The following is a 24,593-nucleotide window of genomic DNA, read 5'->3' on the forward strand; positions in this document are numbered from 1 at the left end:
TGTACAAGAAGCAAAAAAAGACACCTAGCGCATTTAAGAAGGTGTCTTTTTTGGTAAATCTTTTCGCGTGATATATAAAAAACGAGATATGTCTAATTTTTTTCCTCTAAAAAATTGTGGAGAGGAAATATACAATTCTTCTTTTGCGCGCGTAATGGCAACATACATCAGTCTTCGTTCTTCTTCTAACGCTTCGGAAGAATCTGTTAGGCGATCGTTTGCATCTTTTAAAGAGGATGAATGTGGCAATATGCCATCGCTTGCGCCGAGCAAAAAGACACAAGGGAACTCAAGGCCTTTTGCATTATGAATGGACATGAGTGATACGGCGTCTTTTTGCGGTTTTGTTTTTAATGCTTCCATTTCCTTTTGATTTTGAATCGCCGCATGAACAAATTCTAAATAAGTGGGAATATCGGTAAAACGATTGGCAGACTCGATGAGTTCTTCCAGCATTTCTTCCTGAATATCTTTATGCATCGTAAAGGAAGAACGGTCGTTGTTCTGCAAGTATTCTAAATATTTCCCTTTTCCTTTAATAATCTCTTTCAGTGCTTTTTTTGGTTCCAGCTCTTTTATAAATTTAATAAAATCGATTTTGTCATTCAGCTTTTTCACTTGAAATGATTTTAAATTCGGATTCAGCAGTAGGAAATGAAGAAGAGAAGGGAATCTTCCTTCACCATATTTCCACTTTTCACGTTCAATAAAAGAGAGGCAATCATCACGCCCGATATACATTGTTGGCAATATGCTTGCCAGTGCTTCCATCTGAAACGGTTCGTATGCTAAGCGTAAATGATCAAGCGCAGGTTTAATTAAAGAATGTTCATAGAATGATTGACTGGCGCCGTGCTTAATAAACGGTACTTTATGAATGGTAAGTTGATCGAGTAACGATCGACTGACAGAATGTGTGCGATACAATAAACAAAAGTCTTTATATGCACGTTCACCGCTTGATACTTTATCTTGAATCAATTGCAGAATTTGGTTTGCTTCATCAAGTGTCGTAGCAGGACGAGCATAAAATGGACGCATTCCTTCTTCATGCACAGAATACAATTCTTTATGAAAACGCTCTTGATTCAGCTTGATGACTTCATTTCCAAGTCCAACGATAAATGGATTGGAACGGTAATTTGTATTTAACGCAATGATTGTTGTATCATCAAATTCTTTTGGAAATGATAATATAATTTGATGACTAGCGCCGCGCCAACCATAAATTGCTTGATCATCATCACCTGCGATAAATAAATTATTTTGCGGTGCAGCTAATAATTTTACAATCTCATATTGTGCGTAAGATGTATCTTGAAATTCATCGACTTCAATATATTGGAAACGCTCTTGTAATTGTATGAGCAAAGGAGCGTTATTTTCAAGCATATAGAATGTTTCTAGTAGAATATCATCAAAATCAATATAGCCGTATTTTTGCTTCACTTCTTCATAGCGCTCATATACTTCGCGAAATTCTTGCTCAACAGGTGTTTTTGCTTGTACATCTTTCGGACGATTTAATTTATTTTTTTCAAGTGAAATCATGGCAAGCATCGTTTCGGCATCATAAGCATCTTTTAAGCGCAATTCTTTTAAGATTTTCTTAATCATAATTTGTTTATGTTTTTCATTTGCTAAAATTTGCTGATTATATCCTTGATTGCGCAATAATTTTAAAAAGACAGAATGAAACGTTCCTGCCACAACATAGCTACTCGCAGCATGATTCATACCTGGTAAACTAGCAACGCGACTTCGAATTTCTTCCGCTGCTTTTTGTGTAAAGGTTAATAATAAAATATTGCGTGGATGAACTTTTTTTACATTTACTAAATAACCAACGCGCGTGGTTAAAACAGAGGTTTTTCCACTACCAGCGCCAGCTAAAGTTAGGACAGGACCTTCTGTTGCTCGCACTGCTTCTAATTGTTTCTCATTTAAATAAACGCCTTGTTGTTCTAAAGCACGAAAATAAGCGGCATCTGCATCATGCTCCATAATTAAATGGGAAGATGTCTTAGGAATATGATATGTCGCTTGAGGAACGTCGGCGTGTGTTAATGATTTTTGTGAAAATTTTTCCTGAGTCATACATTCACCTTCAAATTTATAGCATCAACTTTTAACTTTAGCGGAAGAAAAAGAAAATAGCAATGTAAAAAACAGGAGGAATGACCTCCTGTCTTCAAAAATTATAATTCTTTTATCATAATCACATGCGGTATATTTGCTTCTAAAAAAACATCAGAAACAGTTTGGTATCCTAATCTTTTATAGAAAGATTCCGCATGTGTTTGCGCATGAAGTTTAAGCTTTCGTATCGCTTCTTCCTTGGCATATGTTTCGAGCGCATCCATAATGAGTTTTCCAATTCCTTTTTTGCGATAGGAAGGGAGAACGCATATGCGCTCTATTTTCCCGATGCCATCTACCATACGCATGCGCCCCGCTCCAACGGGAATATCGATATCGTATATGACAACATGTTTGGCGATTTCTTCAAATTGATCATATTCTTCTTCAGCAGATGCATGTTGTTCTTTCACAAAGACTTGCCTACGCACAGAGAATGCATCTTTTAATTGTTGATCTGTTTGGACAAGTTGTGCCTTCAAATTATTTATTCCCTTCCCCAAGGTGGAATGTTTCGTGTACATTCCATGTTTCGTTTTCTAATTGATACAGGAGATGAAAACGATCGATTGTTTGTTCATAGTAAAAATCTTTCATGCGCAAGCGTCCTAAAATGTCAGCATGCTCAGCATCAGATAACTTTTGTGCAATTGTTAAATGTGGTACGAAAGCATACTCGCGTTCTTGTGTAAGGAATCCTTTATGCATTTCTTCATTTAAGAATGTCAGTTCAGGTGTTTTTTCGACTTTAAAATAAATAACATTATTAACAGGGGCAAATGAGCCTACCTTTCCAACATGAAGGGTGAAAGGATTCGTTTTATTTGCAATTGTACGCAATTCTTTCACAATCGTTTCTAATTGTTCTTCTGGTGCTTCAAAGGGTGCTTTTAATGTGATATGTGGCGGAACTAATGCATAATGCGGATCATAGCGCTTACGCAGCCCGTTCGCTTTATCTTGAATCATTTTTGACGGAAAAATTACAATGCCTAGTTTCATTTCTCAATTCCTCCCTTTGTAAGTCTAGTTAGATTTTTAAGAAAACAAATCTTTTTTATATTATATCAAATAATTCAGAATACTGCTGATTATTATTTCATTGATAGAATATGAGCAAAGGCTTTTGGTAAATCTATTTGCCAATATTTCCACGTATGATTCCCTTCAAACTCTTCGTAATGTGTGATGAAATTTCTTTCCGTCAGTAATGCATGTAGTTTTCGGTTCGGTTCGACGAAATCGGAAACTTGTCCATCTGTTCTTTCCACAGCTGTTTCCCCTGTCCCAATGACATGGTAAATATCCAATGCCTCGGGCTCTTTAAACTCTCGCACAAGGTTTAATACAGTTTCATCTACAAATGGAGATTGCATAACAACCTTACCAAATGTATGCGGATACATAAGTGCTGTCATAAAGGATACTGTACCGCCAAGTGAGTCTCCTATTAATACGCGACCTTTTCCCATTTGATATGTTGGATAATTTGCATCAATATACGGCGCTAATTCATGAGCAAGAAAGCGAATATATGCGTTGTTGTTCACTTCATTTGGAAAATATTTTTCTTTGCGGTCGTGTACATTTTTATATGGAATACCGACAATAATAGTACGGTCAATTTCTTCGTTTTCACGAAGGCGTTCAATCGCGCGATGTGCCTTCCCAAGTTGAAAATAATCTTTCCCATCTTGTGCAATAACGACAGTATGTTTGTGAAGAGGTGTGTAATTAGTTGGTAAGTAGACGAGCAATGTCATCTCTTCTTGAAGTGCTGTACTGAAAAATGAAATTTCTTCGATTCTCCCTATTGCCTGGTTCATGTAAATCCCCCTAAATAAAAATAGCGTATAGATATCCATTCCTTTTCCGACATATGAATTTAAGTAGCAGTGATAGTTGCATGCTCTTTTCCACTTAAAGATATATGTCATTTTATATTTTAACATAATAATAGAAAGAATCTAAAAAATTAGTATTTCAGTAAGAGAAGAAAAAAGCTATAATGAAGTTTGATTTTGATAGAAGAAGGGAGGCAATTCATATGAAAAAGGATAAATCAATCGCACTGCCATTAGTGGTTTCTATTATAGCAATCTCATTTGCAGCTATTTTCGTGAAGATGTCTTCAGCGCCATTTTCTATTTTAAGTATGTATCGCTTATGGATTATCACTTTCATTATGCTACCTATTGCGTGGAGGAAGAGGGAAGAATTTCGCAGAATTCAACAGAAAGACTGGTATTTTTTAATCGGATCAGGATTTTTTTTAGCACTTCATTTTTTATTATGGTTTGCCTCTTTAAAGTTGACAACAGTTGCAAGCTCGACAATCATTTTAGCACTCCAGCCCATCGTATCCTTAGTAGGCGGTTTCTTTTTATTTAAGGAACGAACAACACATTCAGCAATAATCACGATGGGAATTGCTATTTTAGGTGTCATTTGTATTGGATGGGGGGATTTAGGCTTAAGTAAGCAAGCGATACTAGGAGATCTTTTATCCTTTTTAAGTGTCATCGCAGTCGTTGGTTACTTATTTATCGGTCAAACAACAGTGAAGAAAGTATCGCATTGGATTTATAGCTTTACTGTTTTTACATTTGCAGGTCTCTTTATGGCCATTTATAACATAGTGATGAATGTGCCGTTTACAGGATATTCAGCATGGGACTGGTGGATTTTTCTTTTACTTGCCATTGTACCAACAGCTTCGCATATGATAAATAACTGGCTGCTAAATTACGTGAATGCTACGACGATTTCAATGAGCATATTAGGAGAACCAGTTGGTGCATCGATACTTGCATTTTTCTTACTTGGAGAAAAGCTAAATGGTATGCAAATCATTGGCAGCATCTTTGTCCTATTCGGTGTATTTCTTTTCTTATTACAAGAACAAAAGCGAAGATCAAAAGGGCCAGTGAACGAAGCTGTATATACACAAGAATTGTAAGTGCTAGATTCATTATACTTTGATATGAGGTATGGTGAATCTTTTTAGATTGTAAAAAATATCATATAGTGGAATGACTCTTTTATTAAAAAATGTTTTAGATTAGAAAAGATACTCTCTATGTGAAAGTATCTTTTTTTGTATAAGTATTTGGAAATGGTAGCGTTTTAGTAAAAGAAATAAAGGTGGTTTTTTTAGAAATTTAAAAAACTTTTTAATGGAGCATGTCGTCTAATCAATTGAAGGAGGAACTGATGTGGATGAATTAACAGCAGAGTTATTTGAAATAGAAGATAAGGAGGCTCTTATAGATGAGATAATGAACAAGTATGGACAGGAAATCTTACAACTTGTTTATTCATATGTAAATAATAAAGAAATTGCAGAAGATTTAACCCAAGATATATTTGTAAAATGTTATAAGTCTCTTCATACATACAAGGGGAAATCGAAGGTAAGAACATGGTTATGGAGAATTGCTATTAATCAGTGTAAGGACTATATAAAAAGTTGGTATAACAAGAAGGTAATCGTTACAGAAAACGAATCTACTTATATTGAGGTTCAAAAAGAAAGTGCTGAACAGACTGTTATTCAAAATGATGAGGATCGCAGGCTGGCTTCTGCCGTAATGAACTTACCAATAAAATATCGAGAAGTGATTTATCTCTTTTATTTTGAAGAATTGCCAATTAAAGATATTGCTATGGTACTAGAAGTGAAGGAGAATACGATTAAAACAAGACTTAAAAAGGCTAAGGAACTTTTGAAGAAAGGATTGGAGGAATAATCAAATGGAAGAGCGATTAAAAGGGCTACGAAAATCAATGGAGAAAACAACCTTTAAACATTTGAATTTTTCTGATCAGCATCGTAAGCAGGTTTATGAAGAAATCAATAAACCATACGAAAATGAAGAAGATATCTTTTTAGCAGTGTTACAACTTCTTATGAATGAAAAAACAGGATATGAATTGGCAAGTCTATTACGAGGAAGAGGGATTCGAAAATTCGAAGAAAATGAAGGGTTTTTATACACTTTATTACATCGTCTAGAACAGAATCGCTTTATCCAATCAAGTTGGGATCATTCAGGAGCGAAATATTATCAATTAAATAATAAGGGAAGAAAGATACTACGAAAGGCAGAAAAAGATTTTGTAAAGACACGATTTATATGGAAAGAATTCATACAGGAGTGAGACAAAATTGAATAAAAGAAGGGATCATTTTTTAAAAGAAGTCACCAATCATATTAAATCAAAAGAAGCAAAGAATCTTGTAGCAACTGAACTCGATTTTCACTTGAAGCAGGCTAAGAGCATGTGGATGAAGAAAGGATTAAGTGAGGCAGTTGCTGAAGACAAGGCAGTTGAACAAATGGGAAGTCCAATCAAACTTGGTCAAGAACTGAACAAACTTCATAAGCCAAAGGTTGATTGGTTGATTATTATGTTACTAGTAGCTGCTATGGGGATCGGTTTTTTGCCAATTGTAGCCTTTGGATATGCAAATGATTTACTAATAAATAAGGTGATATTTGTTATTCTCGGTGTTGCAACAGCTTTTGTGATGATGATGATCGATTATCGGAAATTAGAGAGACTGGGCTGGCTGTTTTACACAATTGGAGTACTCATCCTATTAGTGATCAGTTATTTTTCAAACGCTTCAATGAATGGAGAACCGTTCATACAAATTGGTCCCATTACAATTGAATGTTTAATGGCAGTGCCGTTCTTTTTTCTAGCTTGGGCTTCTTTTTTTAATAATAGTAGATTAAAGGTTATGCATCTTGTGATATTGTATTTGTTTTCTCTGTATCTATTCTTAACTACATCAATTCTTGCAACAATTTTTATTTATATCATAATGGTATTTGTTATGCTTTGGTGGAGTAAGTTAGGGAAGAAAAAGGCATGGATTATTACTATTGTACCAATTTGTTTATTGATTATCATTTCTTGGTTTGCAGTAAAAGAATACCGGATAGCTAGAATTTTAGGCTACATAAACCCAAAAAAAGATGCAGGGGGTGTAGGGTTTATATATTTACGTTTAAAAGAGGTAATGTCGTCAGCAGGTTGGTTTGGTACATATGGAAATATAAAGTCTATCCCTGCTGCACATACTGATTTTGTGTTTGCAAGCTTGACTTACTATTATGGATACTTGTTTGCACTTATCCTTGTCTTGATTTTTTCCTTTTTTGTAGTAAGGATAATGATCATATCTTATCAAATAAATAGTCATTATGGTAAATTGCTTCTTGTTGGTGGAATGACTCTTTTTGTAGTTCAGTTCATTTATAACATTGGAATGATCTTAGGTTTATTACCAATCATTTCTATATCACTACCTTTTATTAGTTATGGATTAACGCCAACTTTATTTCATACTCTTTTAATGGGGATTGTGTTAAGTGTGTATCGACGTAAAAATTTGCTATCAAGCCGTTGTATGTAATATTTTTTATATTTATAAATTTCATATAGGGGAGGGGGAATTTGTTGGAATTTCCATCGAAAAAAGATGTTTGGTTATATTTTCTTTTTATTCTCTTGATTGGTGCATGTTTTACTCCGATTGTTGTAGGAAGAGAGCACTTTCTTTTATTTTTCACGATACCGCTTGCAGTACTTCTTATTTGGAGTTGGTTGACAACGAAGTATATTGTCGAGGAAGATCGAATCATGATTCAATCCGGATTTCTGAAAAAAAGTATTTCAATCAAAGATATTAAAACCATTTCGTATACAAAAAATCCTCAAGCAGCTTATGCCTTATCATTTCAGCGACTTGAAATTCTTTATGGAGCATATGAAACAGAACTTATTTCTCCTCAAAATGAGATGGAATTCATTTCTTTAGTGAAAAGTAAAAATCCTCAAATCCAAATTAAAAAAAGCGGTTTTTGAAAACCGCTTTTTTTATTTCGGATTTGTCATATACGGTTGTACGTGTACGATGCATAAATCACGAAACTTTCCTTCAGTCGATGTTACGATAATTACGGCTTTTCCAGCTGATTTTCCTGTAATGGTGACCGTATTTCCTTTTGGAGATAATGTGATGATGTTCGAGTTCATATTTGTCCATATTACCTCTTTATTGGTTGCGTTCTCTGGCAAAACAGAAGCCGATAATTCGATACTTTGTCCAGCTTTCATTTTTATTTTCTGTTTTTGTATGTGAACACCAATTACGGGAACAACAGAAGGAGCGATGGAAAGGTTTCGTTGAATGTTGAGACAGGAAGCGGAAGCAGAGGTGTTTGTGATAGGTGCAAGTTTCCTTATGTTTTGTGGCTGTAAAGATGCTACCATATTGTAGTCTCCTTTCTGTATCGGTATTGTTAGTAATACTATAAAGGAAGAGTGTTATGGTACATTTAACGAAACATAAAGAATTTGTTAAGTTAAAGAAGAAAATTGTCGAAGTACCCGCGAGGTGAAAAGAACCTCCACTTTTATAAGATGGAGGTTCGTATTGGTGTCTTATACAGTTTTCTCAAATTCTTCAAACTGTTTTTTGACTTCTTTTGAAGGGGGTGTGAATAAGCTGACAATTACAATGACAAGCAAGCTTATCGCGAACCCTGGAATCATTTCATATAAGAAGTCTTTTAAAAATTGAAATTGCGTCCACGTAATAACAGTTGCCGCTCCAGCAATCATACCAGCGAGCGCACCCCATTTTGTCATACGTTTCCAATATAAACTTAATAAAATAGCAGGACCAAATGAAGATCCGAAACCAGCCCACGCATATCCAACAAGTGCCAGAATTGTGTCGTTTTGTTTATATGCCAATCCGCATCCGATCAGTGCAATAACGAGAACCGCCATACGACCGACAAAAACAAGTTCTTTATCAGAAGCAGAACGTTTAAAGAATGTTCTATATAAGTCCTCTGTTACTGCGCTTGAAGTGACGAGAAGTTGAGATGAGATTGTACTCATAATTGCTGCTAAAATGGCGGCTAGTAAAAATCCAGTAATGAGTGGATGGAATAAAATCCGTCCTAATTCAAGGAAAATTGTTTCCGGATTAGCTAATGTTAAATTATGTTTTGAATAATAAGCAATACCAATAAGGCCGGTAAACATAGCTCCAATAACAGAGAAAACCATCCAGCTCATACCAATTCGACGTGCGCTTTTAATTTCTTTAACAGAAGAAATGGCCATAAAGCGTACGATAATATGAGGTTGTCCAACATAACCAAGACCCCATGCAAATAAGGATATAATGCCTAATACAGAAGTGCCTTTAAAAATATCTAACAATGTTGGATCGATGGATTGAATGGTATGAAATGCAGAACCAAGTCCATTTACCTTCATGATTGTTACGGTTGGAACAAGAATAAGTGCTACTACCATAATGATACCTTGCACGAAGTCCGTCCAGCTTACTGCTAAGAAACCACCAAATAATGTGTAAGCGACAACAACACCTGCGACAATAAATAATCCAATATGATAGTTAATACCAAATGAATTTTGGAATAAGATAGCACCTGAAACCAATCCAGAAGCTACATAAAAAGTAAAGAAAATCATAATAACAAGTCCAGATACAAGTCGTAACATATGAGATTTGTCGTGGAAACGATGTTCTAAAAATTCTGGGATAGTAATAGAGTTATTTGCAATTTCAGAGTAGGTACGTAAGCGAGGAGCAACATAGATCCAGTTTGCGTATGCGCCAAGTGTCAGGCCAATCGCAATCCAGCTACTACTTAATCCAACGCTAAACATTGCACCGGGTAAGCCCATTAAAAGCCAACCGCTCATATCGGATGCTCCAGCACTTAAGGCTGTTACTGCGGGGCCTAGTGTACGCCCGCCAAGCATATAATCTGTTAAGTTGGATGTTCGTTTATAGGCGAAATAGCCAATTAGTAACATCCCGAGCATGTAGATAGAGATCGAAGTTAAAGTTAACATCTGCGTACTCATGTAGTTCCCCTTCCTTTTGTAATGTCTGTTGATGAATTTACATATTTATAATCTATCATGATTATGGTAGAAAATCCACACATAAATACGAATTTTCAGAAATGTAAGCGTTTTTTGATAAGGTTTTACTTTTAGAATATATAATTTTCTGACATAGAACCTTTATTTTAATAGAGTATTTATTATATTTACATAAAAATAGGTTGTTTTGTCAATATAATATTGAATGAATAAAAAAATAAAATTTTTTAAAAAGTATTGACTTATAAGAAAAATGAGAATTATAATAAATGCAACTTAACAAAATATAAGCGTTGATGAAGAGGAGTACATATTATGAACATGTCAGAGAGCTGATGGATGGTGCAAATCAGTATGGAATTAATATGGAATGGACTTCGGAGCTTCCAAACCGAACCGAAAGAAGTAGGCTTTGGCGACATGATCTCATCGATATAAGAGACACGTATTATGTTTGATACGATTAAGTGCGTTACAATTGTAACGAATGAAGGTGGCACCACGGGAGTACCCGTCCTTTTTATAGGATGAGTACTCCCTTTTTATATGGAAATAGTAAATAAGTGAAATCGTTGAGTAAGAAGAGTACGCATGATGGAGACGTTCCAGAGAGCTGGGGATAGGTGGGAGCCCAGTGCGGTGCCAGATGCGGAATGGGCTTACGAGAGGTTTGCTGAACAGAGATAAGTAGGCAACCCGGGTTCCGCCGTTACAAGGATAAGGTATAGATTTGTACCTGAATAAAGCGGGATGTTTTTACATCCAAATGAGGTGGTACCGCGGTAAATTTATCGCCCTCTACATATTTCGATATGTAGAGGGCTTTTTTATTTTGAGACAGAGGTGAAAGGTATGATGACAAAAGAGGAGTTTACGGGGAGACAACGACAAGAAGCCACCTTTCTCGTAATTGAGGAAGCAGAAGGAGATTGTATGACGCCTATTTCTTTATATCGTCGTATGAAAGGAGACAAGAAATTTTTATTGGAAAGTTCACAGTTGCATCACGATAAGGGGCGTTATTCTTACTTAGGGTGTAATCCGTACGGTGAACTAAAAAGCATCGGGAAACAAGTAGAACTGACGATACAGGGACATACTAGGCAGTTTAAAGAACATGTATTACATGTATTAAAAGAAGTCATTGTGCCAAATCAAGTTGATAGTCCGTTTCCATTTTGCGGGGGAGCGGTTGGATATGTTGGGTATGACGTTGTTCGGCAATATGAAAATATCGGTAAGGAACTATATAATTCGATCCATATTCCAGAAGTTCATCTTCTTTTGTACCGTGAATATGTCGTCTATGATCATGTAAAGCAGAAGCTATCGTTTGTATATGTATGCAGAAAAGAAGAAACGACTTCTTATGAAGAAGTATGTGAAAGATTACAAGCTTTTAAAAGTGATATATTAAGTGGATCAGAAGAGCAAACGGAAGTGGAAATATCCCCTTTATCATTTGCACCATCTATCACAGAAAGAGAATTTTGCAAAATGGTAGAAAAGGCAAAGGCATATATTCGGGCAGGTGACATTTTTCAAGTTGTATTGTCGCAGCGGTTACAAAGTGAATATAAAGGAAATCCGTTTGCCTTATACCGAAAACTTCGGACGAGAAATCCATCGCCATATATGTTTTATATTGATTTTCAAGAGTATGTCGTGTTAGGTTCATCGCCAGAAAGTTTCCTTTCTGTAAGAGGGAATAAGGTGATGACGAATCCAATCGCAGGAACGAGGCCGAGAGGGAAAACGAAGCAGGAAGATGAGGAAATTGCAAAGGAATTACTAACAAATGAGAAAGAGCAGGCAGAGCATATCATGCTAGTTGATCTTGCTCGAAATGATATTGGAAGAGTAAGTGAAATTGGTTCGGTTGCGATTGATAAATATATGAAAGTTGAAAAGTATTCTCATGTGATGCATATTGTATCTGAAGTTTACGGAACATTCCGGAAACGAGTGGATTGGGTTCATGCATTAACATGCTGTTTACCAGCTGGAACTGTATCGGGCGCTCCGAAAGTGAAAGCGATGGAAATTATAAATGAATTAGAACAGGAAAAAAGAAATGTATATGCCGGAGCAGTTGGCTATATTGCTTTTTCGGGGGATCTTGATATGGCACTTGCGATTCGAACGATGGTTGTCAAAGATGAGAAAGCGTACGTTCAGGCAGGAGCTGGTATTGTGTATGATTCGGATCCAATTGCTGAATATAAAGAAACATTAAATAAAGCAAGAGCACTATTGGAGGTGATGAAATGATTGTGCTCATTGATAATTATGATTCATTCACGTATAACTTGTACCAGCTATTAGGCGCATATGCAAAGGAAAGCGTTGTTGTGCGAAACGATAAAATCACGATTAGAGAGCTAAAAGAGATGAAACCAAGGGCAATTATTCTTTCGCCTGGACCAGGAAAACCAGAGGAAGCTGGGATTTGTATGGAAGTCATCCAGCAATTTTATAAGGAAATTCCGGTTCTTGGCATATGTCTTGGGCATCAAGCGATTATTTCAGCGTTTGGAGGTAAAATTGCTAGGGCAAAACAGATTAAACATGGGAAAACATCACGAATAAAACATAGCGGAACATCGATCTTTTCATATATGACACAGCCATTAATAGCAATGCGTTATCACTCACTCGTCGCTGCAAAGTATAATTTACCAGAATGTTTTGAAATATTAGCAACCGCGATGGACGATGGTGAAATTATGGCTGTTCGTCATAATAATTATCCGCTCTTTGGGTTGCAGTTTCATCCAGAATCTATTGCAACAGAAGAGGGGAGTCAATTGATACGGGCGTTTTTATCTCATATCAAAGAGGAGGAAAGAGTATGAATGATTATCTTCGTAAATTAATAGAGGGAGTCAATTTAACAGAACAAGAAATGTATGAAGCGGGTCTATCGTTATTAAGTGAAGATAGATTAGAAAGTGAAATCGTCGCCTTTTTAGTGCTATTAAAAGCAAAGGGAGAAACGGCTGATGAAATATATGGATTTGTTCGAGCTTTAAGGGAAAAAGCATTGCCATTGACAAGTTATATAAAAGGAGTGATGGATAATTGCGGAACAGGTGGAGATGGAGCAGGGACGTTTAATATTAGTACAACATCGGCATTTGTGCTTGCCGGGGCTGGCGTGAAAGTGGCAAAGCATGGGAACCGAGCTATATCTAGCAAAACGGGAAGTGCCGACTTATTAGAAGAACTTGGTGTCAATCTTACATGCAAGCCAAAAGCAATTGATAATGTACTAGAAAAAGTAGGGATCGCTTTCTTATTTGCCCCAGCGATGCATCCGGCGCTTACACGAATGATGAAAATAAGAAAAGAACTGAATGTACCAACGATTTTTAATCTTATTGGACCTCTTACGAATCCGCTTGATTTAGAAACGCAATTCGTTGGTATATACAAGCGAGATATGCTGATCCCTGTAGCAGAAGTATTACAAAAACTCGGCCGGAAACAAGCGGTTGTTATAAATGGAGCTGGTTTTTTAGATGAGGCATCTTTGCAAGGGGAGAATTACATTGCAATTTTAAAAGACCACAAAATTACGAAAGAGACAATTGTTCCAGAAACATATGGATTTTCACGAATAAAGAATGAAGAAATAAGAGGCGGTACCGCAAAAGAAAATGCTCATATTACAAGGGGTGTGCTCAGCGGAGAAAAGAACGTCTACCGCGATATTGTTTTGTTAAATGCAGGAATTGCTTTATTTGCAAGCGGAAAAGCAAAAACAATTGAAGAAGGAATTTCTTGTGCGACTGATAGCATTGATTCAGGCAGTGCATTAGCGAAATTGAATGCTTTAATTGTAGCTAGTAATCAGAAGTTAGAGAGGATGAACTAAATGGAAACCATGTTAGAAACAATTATGAAGCAGAAGAGAAAAGAAGTAGAGAAGCTGTATGAAACATATACCCCTATGAAAAAAAAGAGAAACATAAACTCGCTTGCCAAAGCGTTACAGCAATTTACAGTAATCGCAGAAGTAAAGCGGGCGTCTCCCTCTAAAGAAGATATTCACTTACATGTCGATGTCCAAAAGCAAGTGCAAATGTATGAAAAGTACGGCGCGGGAGCTATTTCAGTTTTAACAGACGAAACGTTCTTTAAAGGTTCTTTTCACGATTTAGAAACAGCAAGAATGCATAGTACAATCCCGCTTTTATGTAAAGATTTTATTATGGATCGTATTCAAATTGACCGCGCATATGAAGCAGGAGCGGATCTTATTTTACTCATTGTTGCAGCTTTACCATCAGAAAAGTTACGAGCGTTATATCAATATACAACTGAGCTTGGTTTAGAAGCCATTGTCGAGGTTCATAACGAAGCGGAGTTGGAAATCGCTCTAGAATTAAAGCCACATGTGATTGGAGTTAATAATCGCAATTTGAACACATTTGAAGTCAACCTGCGCACTACGGAAAGGCTAGGAAACCGATTGAACGAGGAAAAAGTACTTTGGATTAGTGAAAGCGGTATGTATACGAAAGAAGATGTAGCGCGCGTGAAAGAAGCTGGTGCGAAAGGAATTCTCGTTGGAGAAGCTCTTATGAAAGCCCCGTCTGCACACAAATTCTTTCATTCACTGAAGGTAATAGGATGAAAGTGAAAATTTGCGGCATTACGGATTTAGAAACAGCAAAGAAAGCTTATGAATATGGAGCAGATGCAGTTGGATTTGTATTTGCAAGCAGCAAGCGGAAAATATGTCCAGAGCAGGTGAAGGAAATTACTTCGGAATTACCAGCTGATGTGATGAAAATTGGTGTTTTTGTAAACGAATCAGTCGAAAGGATGGAGGGAATCGCCACGTATTGTAAGTTAACGCACATACAATTACATGGAGATGAGAACGATCACCTCATTAAAAGATTGAATATTCCGTCTATAAAGGCGGTTGGCATCGGAAATAGACAAGATGTCGAACAAATAAACCGTTATGAAACAAATTACATTTTATTTGATAGTCCAAAAGAAACGTTTCGCGGCGGAAATGGAAAAACATTTTCTTGGGAGTTGCTTACGAGGTTACCGAAGAATTTGCGGAAAAAAAGTATATTAGCTGGCGGTTTGCACGTTGACAATATAGAAGAAGCGATTCGCATCGTGCAGCCGTATATGGTCGATGTAAGTAGCGGAGTCGAGACGGATGGTAAGAAAGATATCGAGAAAATAAAACAATTTATAAGAAAAGTAAAGGAGTGTTCCATATGAAATACGCATATCCCGATGAAAAAGGTCATTACGGTATATATGGAGGACGATACGTTCCGGAAACGCTTATGCAATCTATTTTTGAATTGGAAGAAGCATATCAAGAAGCGATGCAAGATGAATTCTTTCAGCAGAAATTAGCGAACTATTTACAAACATATGTAGGAAGGGAAACCCCGCTTTATTTTGCTGAAAATGTAACGAAACATTGCGGCGGGGCGAAGATTTATTTAAAGCGTGAAGATTTAAACCATACAGGTGCTCATAAAATTAACAATACAATTGGGCAAGCGCTTTTGGCAGTGAGAATGGGGAAAAAGAAAGTTGTGGCGGAAACAGGAGCTGGTCAACACGGGGTAGCAACAGCGACTGTATGTGCGTTGCTCGGATTAGAGTGCGTCATTTTTATGGGCGAAGAAGATGTAAAGCGTCAAAAATTAAATGTCTTCCGAATGGAACTGTTAGGGGCGAAAGTGGAAAGGGTGGCAGCAGGAAGTGGAACGTTAAAAGATGCTGTAAACGAAGCGCTTCGTTACTGGGTTGCGCATGTCCATGATACGCACTACGTCATGGGATCTGTGCTTGGACCGCACCCATTTCCGCAAATTGTCCGTGATTTTCAAAGTGTAATTGGGAAGGAAACAAAGAAACAATATAAGGCATTAGAAGGAAATGTACCAAAAGCAGTTGTTGCTTGCATTGGCGGCGGTAGTAATGCAATGGGCATGTTTTATCCGTTTGTCGAAGATGAAGAAGTTGCCCTATACGGCGTAGAGGCAGCAGGAAAGGGAATTGATACAGAGAAACATGCTGCGACCTTAACGAAAGGAAGCATAGGCGTTTTGCACGGCTCGATGATGTATCTCCTGCAAAATGAAGAAGGACAAATTAAAGAAGCGCATTCGATTTCAGCAGGGCTAGATTATCCGGGTGTTGGTCCAGAGCATAGTTTCTTAAAAGATATGGGGCGTGTTTCGTATCATTCTATTGCAGATGCAGAAGCGTTAGAGGCTTTTCAATTATTAACGAAAAAAGAAGGGATTATTCCAGCATTAGAAAGTTCACATGCTGTCGCATATGCTCTCAAGCTCGCACCGACTATGAAACGAGAAGAGGGACTTGTCGTTTGTTTATCAGGACGCGGTGATAAAGATGTCGAAAGTATAAAACATTATATGAAAGAGGTGTAAGAAATGGGAGTAGAAAACATTCAATTCGCATTTGAACAGGGAAAGAAAGCATTTATTCCGTATATAATGGGCGGGGACGGCGGCTTAGACGTATTAAAAGAGCGACTTCGTTTTTTAGACAAAGCAGAAGCAAGCATGGTGGAAATCGGTATCCCGTTTTCCGATCCAGTCGCTGATGGACCGACAATACAGCGAGCTGGAAAACGAGCATTAGATGGTGGTGTAACGCTTGAAGGCATTCTTCAAGCATTAGCGGAAGTAAGAAAAGACGTAAAGATTCCATTTGTACTTATGACATATTTCAATCCCATATTGGCATTTGGAAAAGAACGCTTTATTAAAAAATGTCTGAAAGCTGGTATCGATGGAATCATCATTCCAGATTTACCGTATGAAGAACAATCAATCATTGCACCGTTCCTTCACGATGCGAATATCGCACTCATTCCACTTGTTACAGTAACGAGCTCAGCTGAGCGAATAAAAAAGATTACGCGGGAATCGCAAGGCTTTGTATATGCCGTAACAGTAGCAGGCGTGACAGGAGCTAGACGGGATTTCCAACAAGATATGTATCGTTACTTGGAAACAGTAAAGGCACATGTTCATCTCCCGGTAGTTGCGGGATTTGGAATTTCAACAACGAAGCATATTAAGGAAATGATGACTGTCTGTGATGGAGTTGTAGTAGGAAGTAAAATGATTGAACTATTAGAAATGGAACAGCACGATGAAATTAGCAAACTTATTGGTGCAGTTATATCACCTAAATGAAAATAGTTATCGGCGCAACTTTAAAAATAACGGCGTTTCGACAAAGAATATCGATATAACGACAAAAAAGGCTGCCTGCTTAGGAGCCTCTTTAGAAAATTTACCACTCAGAGAATTGAATATTCCGACATCTATTATATAATAGTTACAATTGTATTTTATAAGAAATGAGATGATGGTATGGATGTATTACTAGCCCTTATTCCGATTCTGATGATTTTTATTTGTTTATTTCTGTTTAAACAAACATCATTAAAAGCATCGCTAATTTCTTATGCTATATGTATGAGCATCGTGTTATTAACACCGATGTTTCGTCTGCAAATCGGAGAAGTGGTGCATGCAACGATTAAGGGTGGATTGATTTGTTTTATCGTCGGATATGTTTTGTTTTTTGGTATTCTTTTATTTCACCTCATGAACAAAATGGGGTATATCGATCAAGCGGCAAAGTTTATTAAACAAGTGACAAAAGATCGTTTGTTACAAATGTTACTGATGTGTTTTGGAATTTGTCCGCTTATTGAATCAGTAAGTGGATTTGGCATCGGTTTTATGGTAGCGGCACCTATTTTTCTTTCGCTTGGTTATAAGCCGTTTCAAGCTGTTTTATTATCGTTTATCGGCTTACTAGCAAGTTCATGGGGAGCGATGGCAACGGGAACCATTATTGGAGCACAGCTTGTTCATATGCCGCTCGTTCAGTTTGGAACTAGCACAGCATTGTTAAGTATTCCTTTCTTTGCATACTTTATTATTCTTTCTTTATATGTCGTTGGCGGATGGCAAGCAGTGAAACAAAAATGGAAAGAAGGATTCGGCTTTTTTCTCTTATTTTCTATTTCTATTTATCTTTCAAATGCATATGTAAGTGTCGAGTTAGCTGGTATTTTAAGTTCAATTGTAACGATTGCATTTAGTTTAGTTATAATAAAAATGACCGCGAAACAAGAGAGTGGAATGTTATCAGAACATGCAGCAACGATAGAGCGAGAGCCTTCCATTGTTAAGATTATGAGTCCGTATCTCTTTTTAACGGTTTGTATTTTACTATCTCGCCTCGTTCCTGCTTTCCATCATACATTACAATCTTACGCTGTTTTACATTTACCATCTTACTCTTATAAACTAGAACTACTATATTCCCCAGGATTTTGGCTTGGTGTTACTTGCTTATTTACTATTTTTGTCTTTCGTGTACCATTTACGATTATAAAAGAATCGTTATTTCAAACGGTAAAACAATGGATTCCGTTTGCGATTACAACGACAATGTTTATTGCCATTTCAGAACTAATGGGAGCAGCAGGAATGCATTCCTTGTTAGCGGACGTAGCAGGAAATACATTTGGAACGTTATTTGTCTTTATAGCACCTTTCATCGGTGGAATTGGCGGCTTTTTAACAGGAAGCAATGCTGGATCCAATGCGATGTTTATTAACCTGCAAATGCAAACAGCACAAAACGTAGGATTGTCGTGGCAATATGTTACAAGTCTACAAAATACGGCATCATCAGTAGCAACCATTGCCTGTCCATCGCGGATCACACTTGGAGCTTACTTATGTAATATTCCGTTTCGCGAAAATGAGTTATTGAAGAAAACAACACTCATGATTTTCGGTGCAGTGTTGATTGTAGGTATCGAGGTCCTTATTTGGTATATATTCTAATAAATTACTTAAAAAAATCCTCTGTCATAGGAGGATTTTCTTTTTACAATGAGTAATTTATAAAAGAACAAATGTTTCTATTAAACAAAGAGGAGAGGATCCCCGTGCCGCTAAAAAACTATGGTGTATTAAAAGGAAAAGCAATACAGTCTATGAGTGGAAAAGGGAAAACACCTCATTATCAAGTTCATTTACAAGGTGAACAAGGAGTGGATTATCGAATTGCGATTAATGTGAAGTCACAAAGTTATCCATCAGAAGTACTATATTTCGCAAGCGAGAATATAAAATCAGACGCGATTACCATTTTACTAAGCTTGCCATTCGGTTTTACAAAAGTGAAGCAGAACGAACCGAAAGTTGCATTGGATTATGTAAGAGGAGAGTTATTTGATGCAAAACAAATGATTCCTTTACCACCAGAGAAATCAGGTGCCAACAATGATTTAAATGAAAAACTAGAACAGTATATAAAACGAGCAATAGTTGAAGAAGCAACTATTTATGCATTTGGAGAGCGATGGGGGCCAGAAGAAAATACACCCGATGCTTATTTTCACTTTAAACCAGGAAATGGTATCCATGATATTCATATGAATCAAGGGAATGTGGAGAAGTGGAAAAATGATGATGGCATATGGCAAGATGGCGGGATATTGATTCATTTTGAAAAACAAGACAAGTGGGTTGGTATTTTCCTTGCCTTTCAATCACAGTCATGGTGCACAGACGAGAATGGACATGCTCTTGCCCCTGTGGAGCAGTGTAACTATAGAGGTAGAAAGTGATGCTAATGACTAAACAAGGCACATTCCAACATCGTGATGTGCCTTGTTTATATGTTTTTACTTTATAGAACAAGTAGCTAATCAGCATAGAAATGCATGAAAATAGAATGGTTATACTTGAAAAAGCGAGCATATACATATTGTATTTTACGATTCCTTCCATTAGCGTATGACTATTTGTTTGCAAATTGCTAGAGTTAAATATGGGCATGTTTTGTCTTCCTGTACATATATTAATCTTATAACAACTTAGAACATGCATATAAAGGGGGAGATGGAATGACATGTCCAAATTGTCATATGGAGAATACCACTCATGCAAAGTTTTGTGGGTATTGTGGGCATGCTCTAACGGAGCTCGCAGAAGAACAAGCGGGAACCTATTACAATTCGGAAAAACGATCCACTGAAGTGCTAGAGCAAGTAAAGGAATTTATGAGCGGATATTTTCATTTCTTTAAAAATGCAATGAAAGCTCCTTCAGCCATTATGAAAAGCGGATCCATTGAAGGGGGAAATGGAATAACAAGTCTTATTTTCATTTGTTTTTTATTTACGCTTGTTTTCTATCGCATTATGAATGAGACGACATGGATGACAATGAATCTTATGCCTGAAGCACTCCCTTCTTCATTGTTAGGAGAATCTATTAAAATCTTTTTCTTTCTCCTTGTTTTATTCCTCTTTATTGGATTTATTATTTTTATAAGTGGTAAGTTGATGCAGTCATCTTTTTCTTTTTGGGAGACGTTAGGAGTATGGGGAACAGTATCAACACCAGTTGTTACGATGCTCATCCTTTCCTTTTTATTTAGCTTTTTAACCATTTTTCTAACCATGTTATTTTTAGGAATGGCTGTAACACTTATGAATGTAGGGATTATTGTTTCGATATTTAGACTAGATCGAGGTGGATTAGATCCGGTTTATACACTAATTATCGCAAATATTCTTATTTCCATTGCAGGATGGCTTGTATTTTGGTCTTATATAAAAATAGTCGTTCATCTGTTAACTGGTTGGTTTATGAATTTTTTAATGTGAAAGGTACAGTAGCAATGGTGCGCTTGTACCTTTTTTTAATGGAAAGAGCAGGACATTGGTGAAAAAAGAAAGCAAATATTATACTTTGTATAAGAAAAAGGTGTTATTTGTAGAAAATCTGGAAAATGTAAAGAGTAGAGTAAAATGAAGGAGTGGTATGGTGAAGTATGTAATTATTGGTGGAGATGCTGCTGGTATGAGTGCGGCGATGCAAATTATTAGAAATGATAAAGATGCAAAGGTGATTACGTTAGAAAAAGGAGAAATTTATTCTTATGCCCAGTGCGGACTCCCATATGTAATAAGCGGAGCAATTTCTTCTACAGAAAAATTAATTGCGCGCGATGTGAAAACATTTCGTGATAAATATGGGATTGATGCAAAAGTACACCATGAAGTAACAAAGATTGATCCGGAACGTAAAATAGTGCATGGAATACATACAGATACAACAGAGGAATTTCAATACGAGTATGATCGCTTATTAATTGCAACAGGAGTTAGACCTGTTATGCCAGATTGGGAAGGGGCTCATTTACAAGGCATTCACCTTCTCAAAACGATTCCAGATGCTCATCACATATTAGAGACGTTACAAGAGAGAAATGTGGAACAAGTGACAATTATCGGTGGTGGAGCAATTGGTCTTGAAATGGCGGAAACATTTGTAGAACTTGGAAAAGCGGTGCGAATGATTGAAAGAAACAATCATGTCGGCACAATTTATGATGCGGATATGGCAAAGTATATACATGAGGAAGCAGAGAAGCATGGAATTGAAATTTTAACAAATGAAAATGTGAAAGCTTTTAAAGGGAACGAAAAAGTAGAAGAAATTGAAACAGATAAAGGGACATATAAAACGGATCTTGTCTTAGTATCAGTAGGAGTAAAGCCAAATACAGATTTTCTTGCAGGAACGAATATACGTGTAAATCATAAAGGAGCGATAGAAGTAAATGCTTATATGCAAACAAATGTGAAAGATGTGTTTGCAGCTGGAGATTGCGCGACTCATTATCATGTCATAAAAGAAATACAAGATCATATTCCAATCGGGACAACTGCAAATAAACAAGGACGACTTGCGGGATTAAATATGGTTGATAAACGAAGAGCATTTAAAGGAACGCTTGGTACAGGAATCATTCAATTTATGGGACTTACACTTGCAAGAACCGGTTTAAATGAAAAAGAAGCAATCGGATTGAATTTACCATATGAAACGGTAAAAGTAGATTCGACAAGCATCGCTGGTTATTATCCGAATGCGGCGCCGCTTCATGTGAAATTATTGTATCGCTCAGATACGAAACAGTTACTTGGGGGGCAAGTAATTGGAGCGGAAGGTGTAGATAAACGAATTGATGTAATCGCAATGGCACTTTTTCATAAGATGAGTATTCATGACTTAGAAGATGTGGATTTAAGCTATGCCCCGCCGTATAATAGCGTTTGGGATCCGATCCAACAAGCAGCTCGGCGCGCGAAATAATACTTCTTATCGAAGGACTACTTTTCAGATTCACTCTTGAAAAAGATAGTGTTTATCGATTATATTTTCATATAGTATTCATTTTTACATAATGAAGAAGCGCTAGTGTTCATGCAGGAGGATTAAAAATGGCAATTAATTTAAAAACAGTAGAAGAGTGGATCGAAGAAGCAAACGAACGACATGAAGAAGACTTTGGAGAAGTGATTCAAGAATTAAAAGAATTATGTATTGGGATTGATCATGCTACATTAATTTATCCGAAGCACGTATTTTGCTTTGGGAAAAAAGTAGAAGTCTTCTTTTTCTTCCAAGATCATGTTGTAGTTGGACAAGCAAAAGAAGAGTATATTGAAGTGGAAAAACTAAAGTATGATGATATGACAGACGTGAATTTAAAAACAAATGACAAAAATACAACATTACAGTTGAAATTTTCTAATGGAAAATCTATTTTGTTAGATAGCTTAAATGATAATTGTGGTTCAAAGAATTGGCTATTTGCAAGACAAATTAAGAGCATTTTTAAATTAATTTAACGAAAAAAGCAGACGAAACAACGTCTGCTTTTTTGATTGTCACTATTTGTCGAGCGGTCGATATTCTCTGTCGAATCGCCGATATTTTAAAAGTTGCGCCGATATATGGTGTACAATCGCCGATAAAAGTACCAGTTGCGCCAATATAATTTCATGTACCAAGGCTTTTATCATTTACATCGAACAGATTTTAGCTATGCAAGTTACCTTTTAACCAATTGCGTGGTCGATAAAAGCCAACTGGAATTTGGATGAGTGTCGTTTTTCGCGTTACATCAATTTTATATAATTGATCACAAAGATTAACATCGAAACCTAAAAGGGGGTGACCACCCATGCCCATTGCAGAGGCAGCTAAGAGGAGCTTTTGAACAAGTATGCCAGCTTCCATTTGCTGCATGCGGTATCCTCTATATCCAAATGTATCTTTCATGTAATCTTTATTGCCGATGATATGAAGGCAAAGTGGCACTTGAAACAGGTTGACATTATCCATTGTTAAACCTGAATGCAGGAGATGACGATGATCTCCAGGAGCAATAGGTTCTAGTGCATGAGCGTCGCTATTATAGGAATACGCCCCGCTAGGTAAACCGTCTATATGAGAAAAGCATCCGTACAAGGAAACGCGTGCTTTTGGACTCTTGTCGCTGTGATCTATGTCATTTTGGTAAGAAAAAGAAGAAGCTGTTTCTTGCAATAACGTAGCAAGCTTAGTGACATTCGATTTCTTTAAGAAAAAATCAGCCTCTGGTGAATAACGTTTTTGGCAAACAGCTTTAAAATCATAAGATAATTGCTCTACTTTAGGAAGTGGGAAACTGTCTTTATCATACGTAGTAACGGCTTCGTTTCGTAATGTTCGAAATTGCTCAGTTGTTTCGAACATAGAGGCTTCGTTTATTTTTAGAATCATTGGATATTCAGTTACATGTTTTGAACGAACAAAGCGTTCATGTTGTAAAATAGGGAGTTGATTCAATAAGTCGTTAGACGTGACGTTTGATAGTGTTAGAGGATTGCGCCAAGTAGATTCATTCGATAAAGGAATAATAGCATATACGCTCTCTTCCTCTTCAGAAAGTCCAAGTAAATGATTGATCGCCCGGTCTAAAAACTGATAATATACGCTAGTTGTATAGCCAAATTGTTTGGAAGACTCCAGTAATTGTCCGATAAGAACACCGGTATCTAGACTGTGAAGCCGATAGGAAAAATGATTGTATTTAAAGAAGTTTTTCCAAAACATTGTCGAAACAAAGACAGTGCCAAAGCATGCCGATATGTCACAGCGATCGCCAAGTGATTTTTCAAGATAAGAGTCAAAGTTTCCAGCGCGAAGTAAGAGAAGACGATGGTGCGCAACATCATAATGATAAATTCCTTGTGGATAATCTTCAAGCTTTAAATAGATATATAATTCGTTTGGATATAAACCTCCCCCAGAGGGGAGAAATCTTCGAAATACATGGACGTTATGCTCAAAAGAAGGTTGACATAACTTTGTTAATCCAAATGTATACCAAAGAAAATGGCCAATGTTTGTAATAGTAGAGTTGCTACACATCTGTTGATTTCTTACTGTTAATGGGACTTCTAGAGAAAGGGGAATACTCGGTAACCCTCGGTATAATTTATAGGGAAGCGGGGCATCTTCCCAGTTTACTTCTTGATTGTGAGGCATAATTTCATCGACCGAAAAATGTAAATGATGAAGAAATGTATCTAGTTGCATCTCGATTGAACCTCCTTCATA

Annotated in this window: 24 protein-coding genes and 2 other annotated features; of the genes, 17 read left to right on the top strand and 7 right to left on the bottom strand. The window is 36.8% G+C overall.

Translation table 11 applies throughout. The features are described from left to right. Positions 1-33 precede the first annotated feature (33 nt). The 4 genes from MR063_RS16525 to MR063_RS16540 all read right to left on the bottom strand — a co-directional run bounded on the left by MR063_RS16525 (position 34) and on the right by MR063_RS16540 (position 3,965). On the bottom strand, positions 34-2,097 hold the full coding sequence (locus tag MR063_RS16525; protein ID WP_242199688.1) for an ATP-dependent helicase: 2,064 nt from the start codon (positions 2,095-2,097) through the stop codon (positions 34-36). Between the two features lie 101 nt (positions 2,098-2,198). Further along, positions 2,199-2,621 carry a GNAT family N-acetyltransferase gene (locus tag MR063_RS16530; protein ID WP_242199689.1) on the bottom strand — a complete coding sequence of 141 codons (423 nt, stop codon included), beginning with the start codon at positions 2,619-2,621 and terminating at the stop codon, positions 2,199-2,201. 1 nt (position 2,622) lies between these two features. Continuing rightward, positions 2,623-3,141: a YjcG family protein gene (locus MR063_RS16535; protein ID WP_242199690.1), complete on the bottom strand. Its 519-nt coding sequence runs from the start codon at positions 3,139-3,141 to the stop codon at positions 2,623-2,625. A gap of 92 nt (positions 3,142-3,233) precedes the next feature. Continuing rightward, positions 3,234-3,965, bottom strand: a complete 732-nt coding sequence (locus MR063_RS16540; RefSeq protein WP_242199691.1) for an alpha/beta hydrolase — start codon at positions 3,963-3,965, stop codon at positions 3,234-3,236. Positions 3,966-4,186: 221 nt separating this feature from the next. Here MR063_RS16540 and MR063_RS16545 point away from each other — a divergent pair, with 221 nt between their 5' ends. From MR063_RS16545 to MR063_RS16565, 5 genes are all read left to right on the top strand, one after another. Continuing rightward, positions 4,187-5,098 carry a DMT family transporter gene (locus tag MR063_RS16545; protein ID WP_242199693.1) on the top strand — a complete coding sequence of 304 codons (912 nt, stop codon included), beginning with the start codon at positions 4,187-4,189 and terminating at the stop codon, positions 5,096-5,098. 256 nt (positions 5,099-5,354) lie between these two features. Continuing rightward, positions 5,355-5,888: a sigma-70 family RNA polymerase sigma factor gene (locus MR063_RS16550; RefSeq protein WP_242199695.1), complete on the top strand. Its 534-nt coding sequence runs from the start codon at positions 5,355-5,357 to the stop codon at positions 5,886-5,888. A gap of 4 nt (positions 5,889-5,892) precedes the next feature. After that, positions 5,893-6,300 (top strand): PadR family transcriptional regulator, encoded by a 408-nt coding sequence (locus MR063_RS16555; RefSeq protein WP_242199705.1) that lies wholly within the window; start codon positions 5,893-5,895, stop codon positions 6,298-6,300. Positions 6,301-6,307: 7 nt separating this feature from the next. Continuing rightward, positions 6,308-7,564, top strand: a complete 1,257-nt coding sequence (locus MR063_RS16560; protein ID WP_242199706.1) for an FtsW/RodA/SpoVE family cell cycle protein — start codon at positions 6,308-6,310, stop codon at positions 7,562-7,564. A gap of 44 nt (positions 7,565-7,608) precedes the next feature. Next, complete coding sequence (locus MR063_RS16565; RefSeq protein WP_242199707.1) at positions 7,609-8,016, top strand: PH domain-containing protein; 408 nt, start codon at positions 7,609-7,611, stop codon at positions 8,014-8,016. Positions 8,017-8,028: 12 nt separating this feature from the next. Here the strand turns inward: MR063_RS16565 and MR063_RS16570 are convergent, their stop codons facing one another. Beyond that, positions 8,029-8,424 (bottom strand): Ig-like domain-containing protein, encoded by a 396-nt coding sequence (locus MR063_RS16570; RefSeq protein ID WP_242199708.1) that lies wholly within the window; start codon positions 8,422-8,424, stop codon positions 8,029-8,031. A gap of 171 nt (positions 8,425-8,595) precedes the next feature. Next, complete coding sequence (gene putP / locus MR063_RS16575; protein WP_242199709.1) at positions 8,596-10,062, bottom strand: sodium/proline symporter PutP; 1,467 nt, start codon at positions 10,060-10,062, stop codon at positions 8,596-8,598. 305 nt (positions 10,063-10,367) lie between these two features. After that, positions 10,368-10,605: a binding site (T-box leader), on the top strand. A gap of 41 nt (positions 10,606-10,646) precedes the next feature. After that, positions 10,647-10,885: a binding site (T-box leader), on the top strand. A 50-nt stretch (positions 10,886-10,935) separates the two neighbouring features. Here putP and trpE point away from each other — a divergent pair. The 12 genes from trpE to MR063_RS16635 all read left to right on the top strand — a co-directional run bounded on the left by trpE (position 10,936) and on the right by MR063_RS16635 (position 22,837). Then, positions 10,936-12,354, top strand: a complete 1,419-nt coding sequence (trpE, locus tag MR063_RS16580) for an anthranilate synthase component I (RefSeq protein ID WP_242199865.1) — start codon at positions 10,936-10,938, stop codon at positions 12,352-12,354. Then, positions 12,351-12,938, top strand: coding sequence for an anthranilate synthase component II (locus MR063_RS16585; RefSeq protein WP_242199711.1), 588 nt, complete (start codon positions 12,351-12,353; stop codon positions 12,936-12,938). The genes trpE and MR063_RS16585 overlap by 4 nt, the downstream gene beginning before the upstream one ends. Continuing rightward, on the top strand, positions 12,935-13,960 hold the full coding sequence (gene trpD / locus MR063_RS16590) for an anthranilate phosphoribosyltransferase (RefSeq protein ID WP_242199712.1): 1,026 nt from the start codon (positions 12,935-12,937) through the stop codon (positions 13,958-13,960). The genes MR063_RS16585 and trpD overlap by 4 nt, the downstream gene beginning before the upstream one ends. After that, positions 13,961-14,722 carry an indole-3-glycerol phosphate synthase TrpC gene (gene trpC, locus MR063_RS16595; protein WP_242199714.1) on the top strand — a complete coding sequence of 254 codons (762 nt, stop codon included), beginning with the start codon at positions 13,961-13,963 and terminating at the stop codon, positions 14,720-14,722. It begins immediately after the preceding gene. Next, positions 14,719-15,333: a phosphoribosylanthranilate isomerase gene (locus tag MR063_RS16600; protein ID WP_242199716.1), complete on the top strand. Its 615-nt coding sequence runs from the start codon at positions 14,719-14,721 to the stop codon at positions 15,331-15,333. The genes trpC and MR063_RS16600 overlap by 4 nt, the downstream gene beginning before the upstream one ends. After that, positions 15,330-16,523 carry a tryptophan synthase subunit beta gene (gene trpB / locus MR063_RS16605; RefSeq protein ID WP_242199717.1) on the top strand — a complete coding sequence of 398 codons (1,194 nt, stop codon included), beginning with the start codon at positions 15,330-15,332 and terminating at the stop codon, positions 16,521-16,523. Before MR063_RS16600 ends, trpB begins: the two co-directional genes overlap by 4 nt. Before the next feature lie 3 nt (positions 16,524-16,526). Then, a complete protein-coding gene (gene trpA / locus MR063_RS16610) occupies positions 16,527-17,297 on the top strand; it encodes a tryptophan synthase subunit alpha (protein ID WP_242199719.1) in 771 nt (256 codons plus the stop codon). A gap of 180 nt (positions 17,298-17,477) precedes the next feature. Then, positions 17,478-18,971: an L-lactate permease gene (locus MR063_RS16615; protein ID WP_242199721.1), complete on the top strand. Its 1,494-nt coding sequence runs from the start codon at positions 17,478-17,480 to the stop codon at positions 18,969-18,971. Positions 18,972-19,075: 104 nt separating this feature from the next. Next, the gene (locus MR063_RS16620) at positions 19,076-19,759 is read left to right on the top strand and encodes a DUF2278 family protein (protein WP_242199723.1); all 684 of its coding nucleotides are present in this window, start codon (positions 19,076-19,078) and stop codon (positions 19,757-19,759) included. A 279-nt stretch (positions 19,760-20,038) separates the two neighbouring features. Next, complete coding sequence (locus MR063_RS16625) at positions 20,039-20,803, top strand: zinc ribbon domain-containing protein (protein WP_242199725.1); 765 nt, start codon at positions 20,039-20,041, stop codon at positions 20,801-20,803. A gap of 160 nt (positions 20,804-20,963) precedes the next feature. Continuing rightward, positions 20,964-22,298, top strand: a complete 1,335-nt coding sequence (locus MR063_RS16630) for an FAD-dependent oxidoreductase (protein ID WP_242199728.1) — start codon at positions 20,964-20,966, stop codon at positions 22,296-22,298. A 128-nt stretch (positions 22,299-22,426) separates the two neighbouring features. Next, positions 22,427-22,837, top strand: coding sequence for a DUF3908 family protein (locus MR063_RS16635; protein ID WP_242199731.1), 411 nt, complete (start codon positions 22,427-22,429; stop codon positions 22,835-22,837). A 190-nt stretch (positions 22,838-23,027) separates the two neighbouring features. Here the strand turns inward: MR063_RS16635 and MR063_RS16640 are convergent, their stop codons facing one another. Continuing rightward, on the bottom strand, positions 23,028-24,572 hold the full coding sequence (locus tag MR063_RS16640; protein ID WP_242199734.1) for a SagB family peptide dehydrogenase: 1,545 nt from the start codon (positions 24,570-24,572) through the stop codon (positions 23,028-23,030). Between the last annotated feature and the right edge of the window lie 21 nt (positions 24,573-24,593).

The sequence above is a fragment of the Bacillus cereus group sp. BfR-BA-01492 genome, assembly GCF_022662815.1.
Classification (GTDB): domain Bacteria; phylum Bacillota; class Bacilli; order Bacillales; family Bacillaceae_G; genus Bacillus_A; species Bacillus_A cereus_BD.

Coding starts and splice junctions, on each gene's coding strand:
- trpD (WP_242199712.1), top strand. CDS start 12,935: ATGAATGATTATCTTCGTAAATTAATAGAGGGAGTCAATTTAACAGAA.
- trpC (WP_242199714.1), top strand. CDS start 13,961: ATGGAAACCATGTTAGAAACAATTATGAAGCAGAAGAGAAAAGAAGTA.
- MR063_RS16535 (WP_242199690.1), bottom strand. CDS start 3,141: ATGAAACTAGGCATTGTAATTTTTCCGTCAAAAATGATTCAAGATAAA.
- MR063_RS16570 (WP_242199708.1), bottom strand. CDS start 8,424: ATGGTAGCATCTTTACAGCCACAAAACATAAGGAAACTTGCACCTATC.
- MR063_RS16640 (WP_242199734.1), bottom strand. CDS start 24,572: ATGCAACTAGATACATTTCTTCATCATTTACATTTTTCGGTCGATGAA.
- MR063_RS16540 (WP_242199691.1), bottom strand. CDS start 3,965: ATGAACCAGGCAATAGGGAGAATCGAAGAAATTTCATTTTTCAGTACA.
- trpA (WP_242199719.1), top strand. CDS start 16,527: ATGGGAGTAGAAAACATTCAATTCGCATTTGAACAGGGAAAGAAAGCA.
- putP (WP_242199709.1), bottom strand. CDS start 10,062: ATGAGTACGCAGATGTTAACTTTAACTTCGATCTCTATCTACATGCTC.
- MR063_RS16615 (WP_242199721.1), top strand. CDS start 17,478: ATGGATGTATTACTAGCCCTTATTCCGATTCTGATGATTTTTATTTGT.
- MR063_RS16525 (WP_242199688.1), bottom strand. CDS start 2,097: ATGACTCAGGAAAAATTTTCACAAAAATCATTAACACACGCCGACGTT.
- MR063_RS16600 (WP_242199716.1), top strand. CDS start 14,719: ATGAAAGTGAAAATTTGCGGCATTACGGATTTAGAAACAGCAAAGAAA.
- MR063_RS16545 (WP_242199693.1), top strand. CDS start 4,187: ATGAAAAAGGATAAATCAATCGCACTGCCATTAGTGGTTTCTATTATA.
- trpB (WP_242199717.1), top strand. CDS start 15,330: ATGAAATACGCATATCCCGATGAAAAAGGTCATTACGGTATATATGGA.
- MR063_RS16585 (WP_242199711.1), top strand. CDS start 12,351: ATGATTGTGCTCATTGATAATTATGATTCATTCACGTATAACTTGTAC.
- trpE (WP_242199865.1), top strand. CDS start 10,936: ATGATGACAAAAGAGGAGTTTACGGGGAGACAACGACAAGAAGCCACC.
- MR063_RS16625 (WP_242199725.1), top strand. CDS start 20,039: ATGACATGTCCAAATTGTCATATGGAGAATACCACTCATGCAAAGTTT.
- MR063_RS16635 (WP_242199731.1), top strand. CDS start 22,427: ATGGCAATTAATTTAAAAACAGTAGAAGAGTGGATCGAAGAAGCAAAC.
- MR063_RS16555 (WP_242199705.1), top strand. CDS start 5,893: ATGGAAGAGCGATTAAAAGGGCTACGAAAATCAATGGAGAAAACAACC.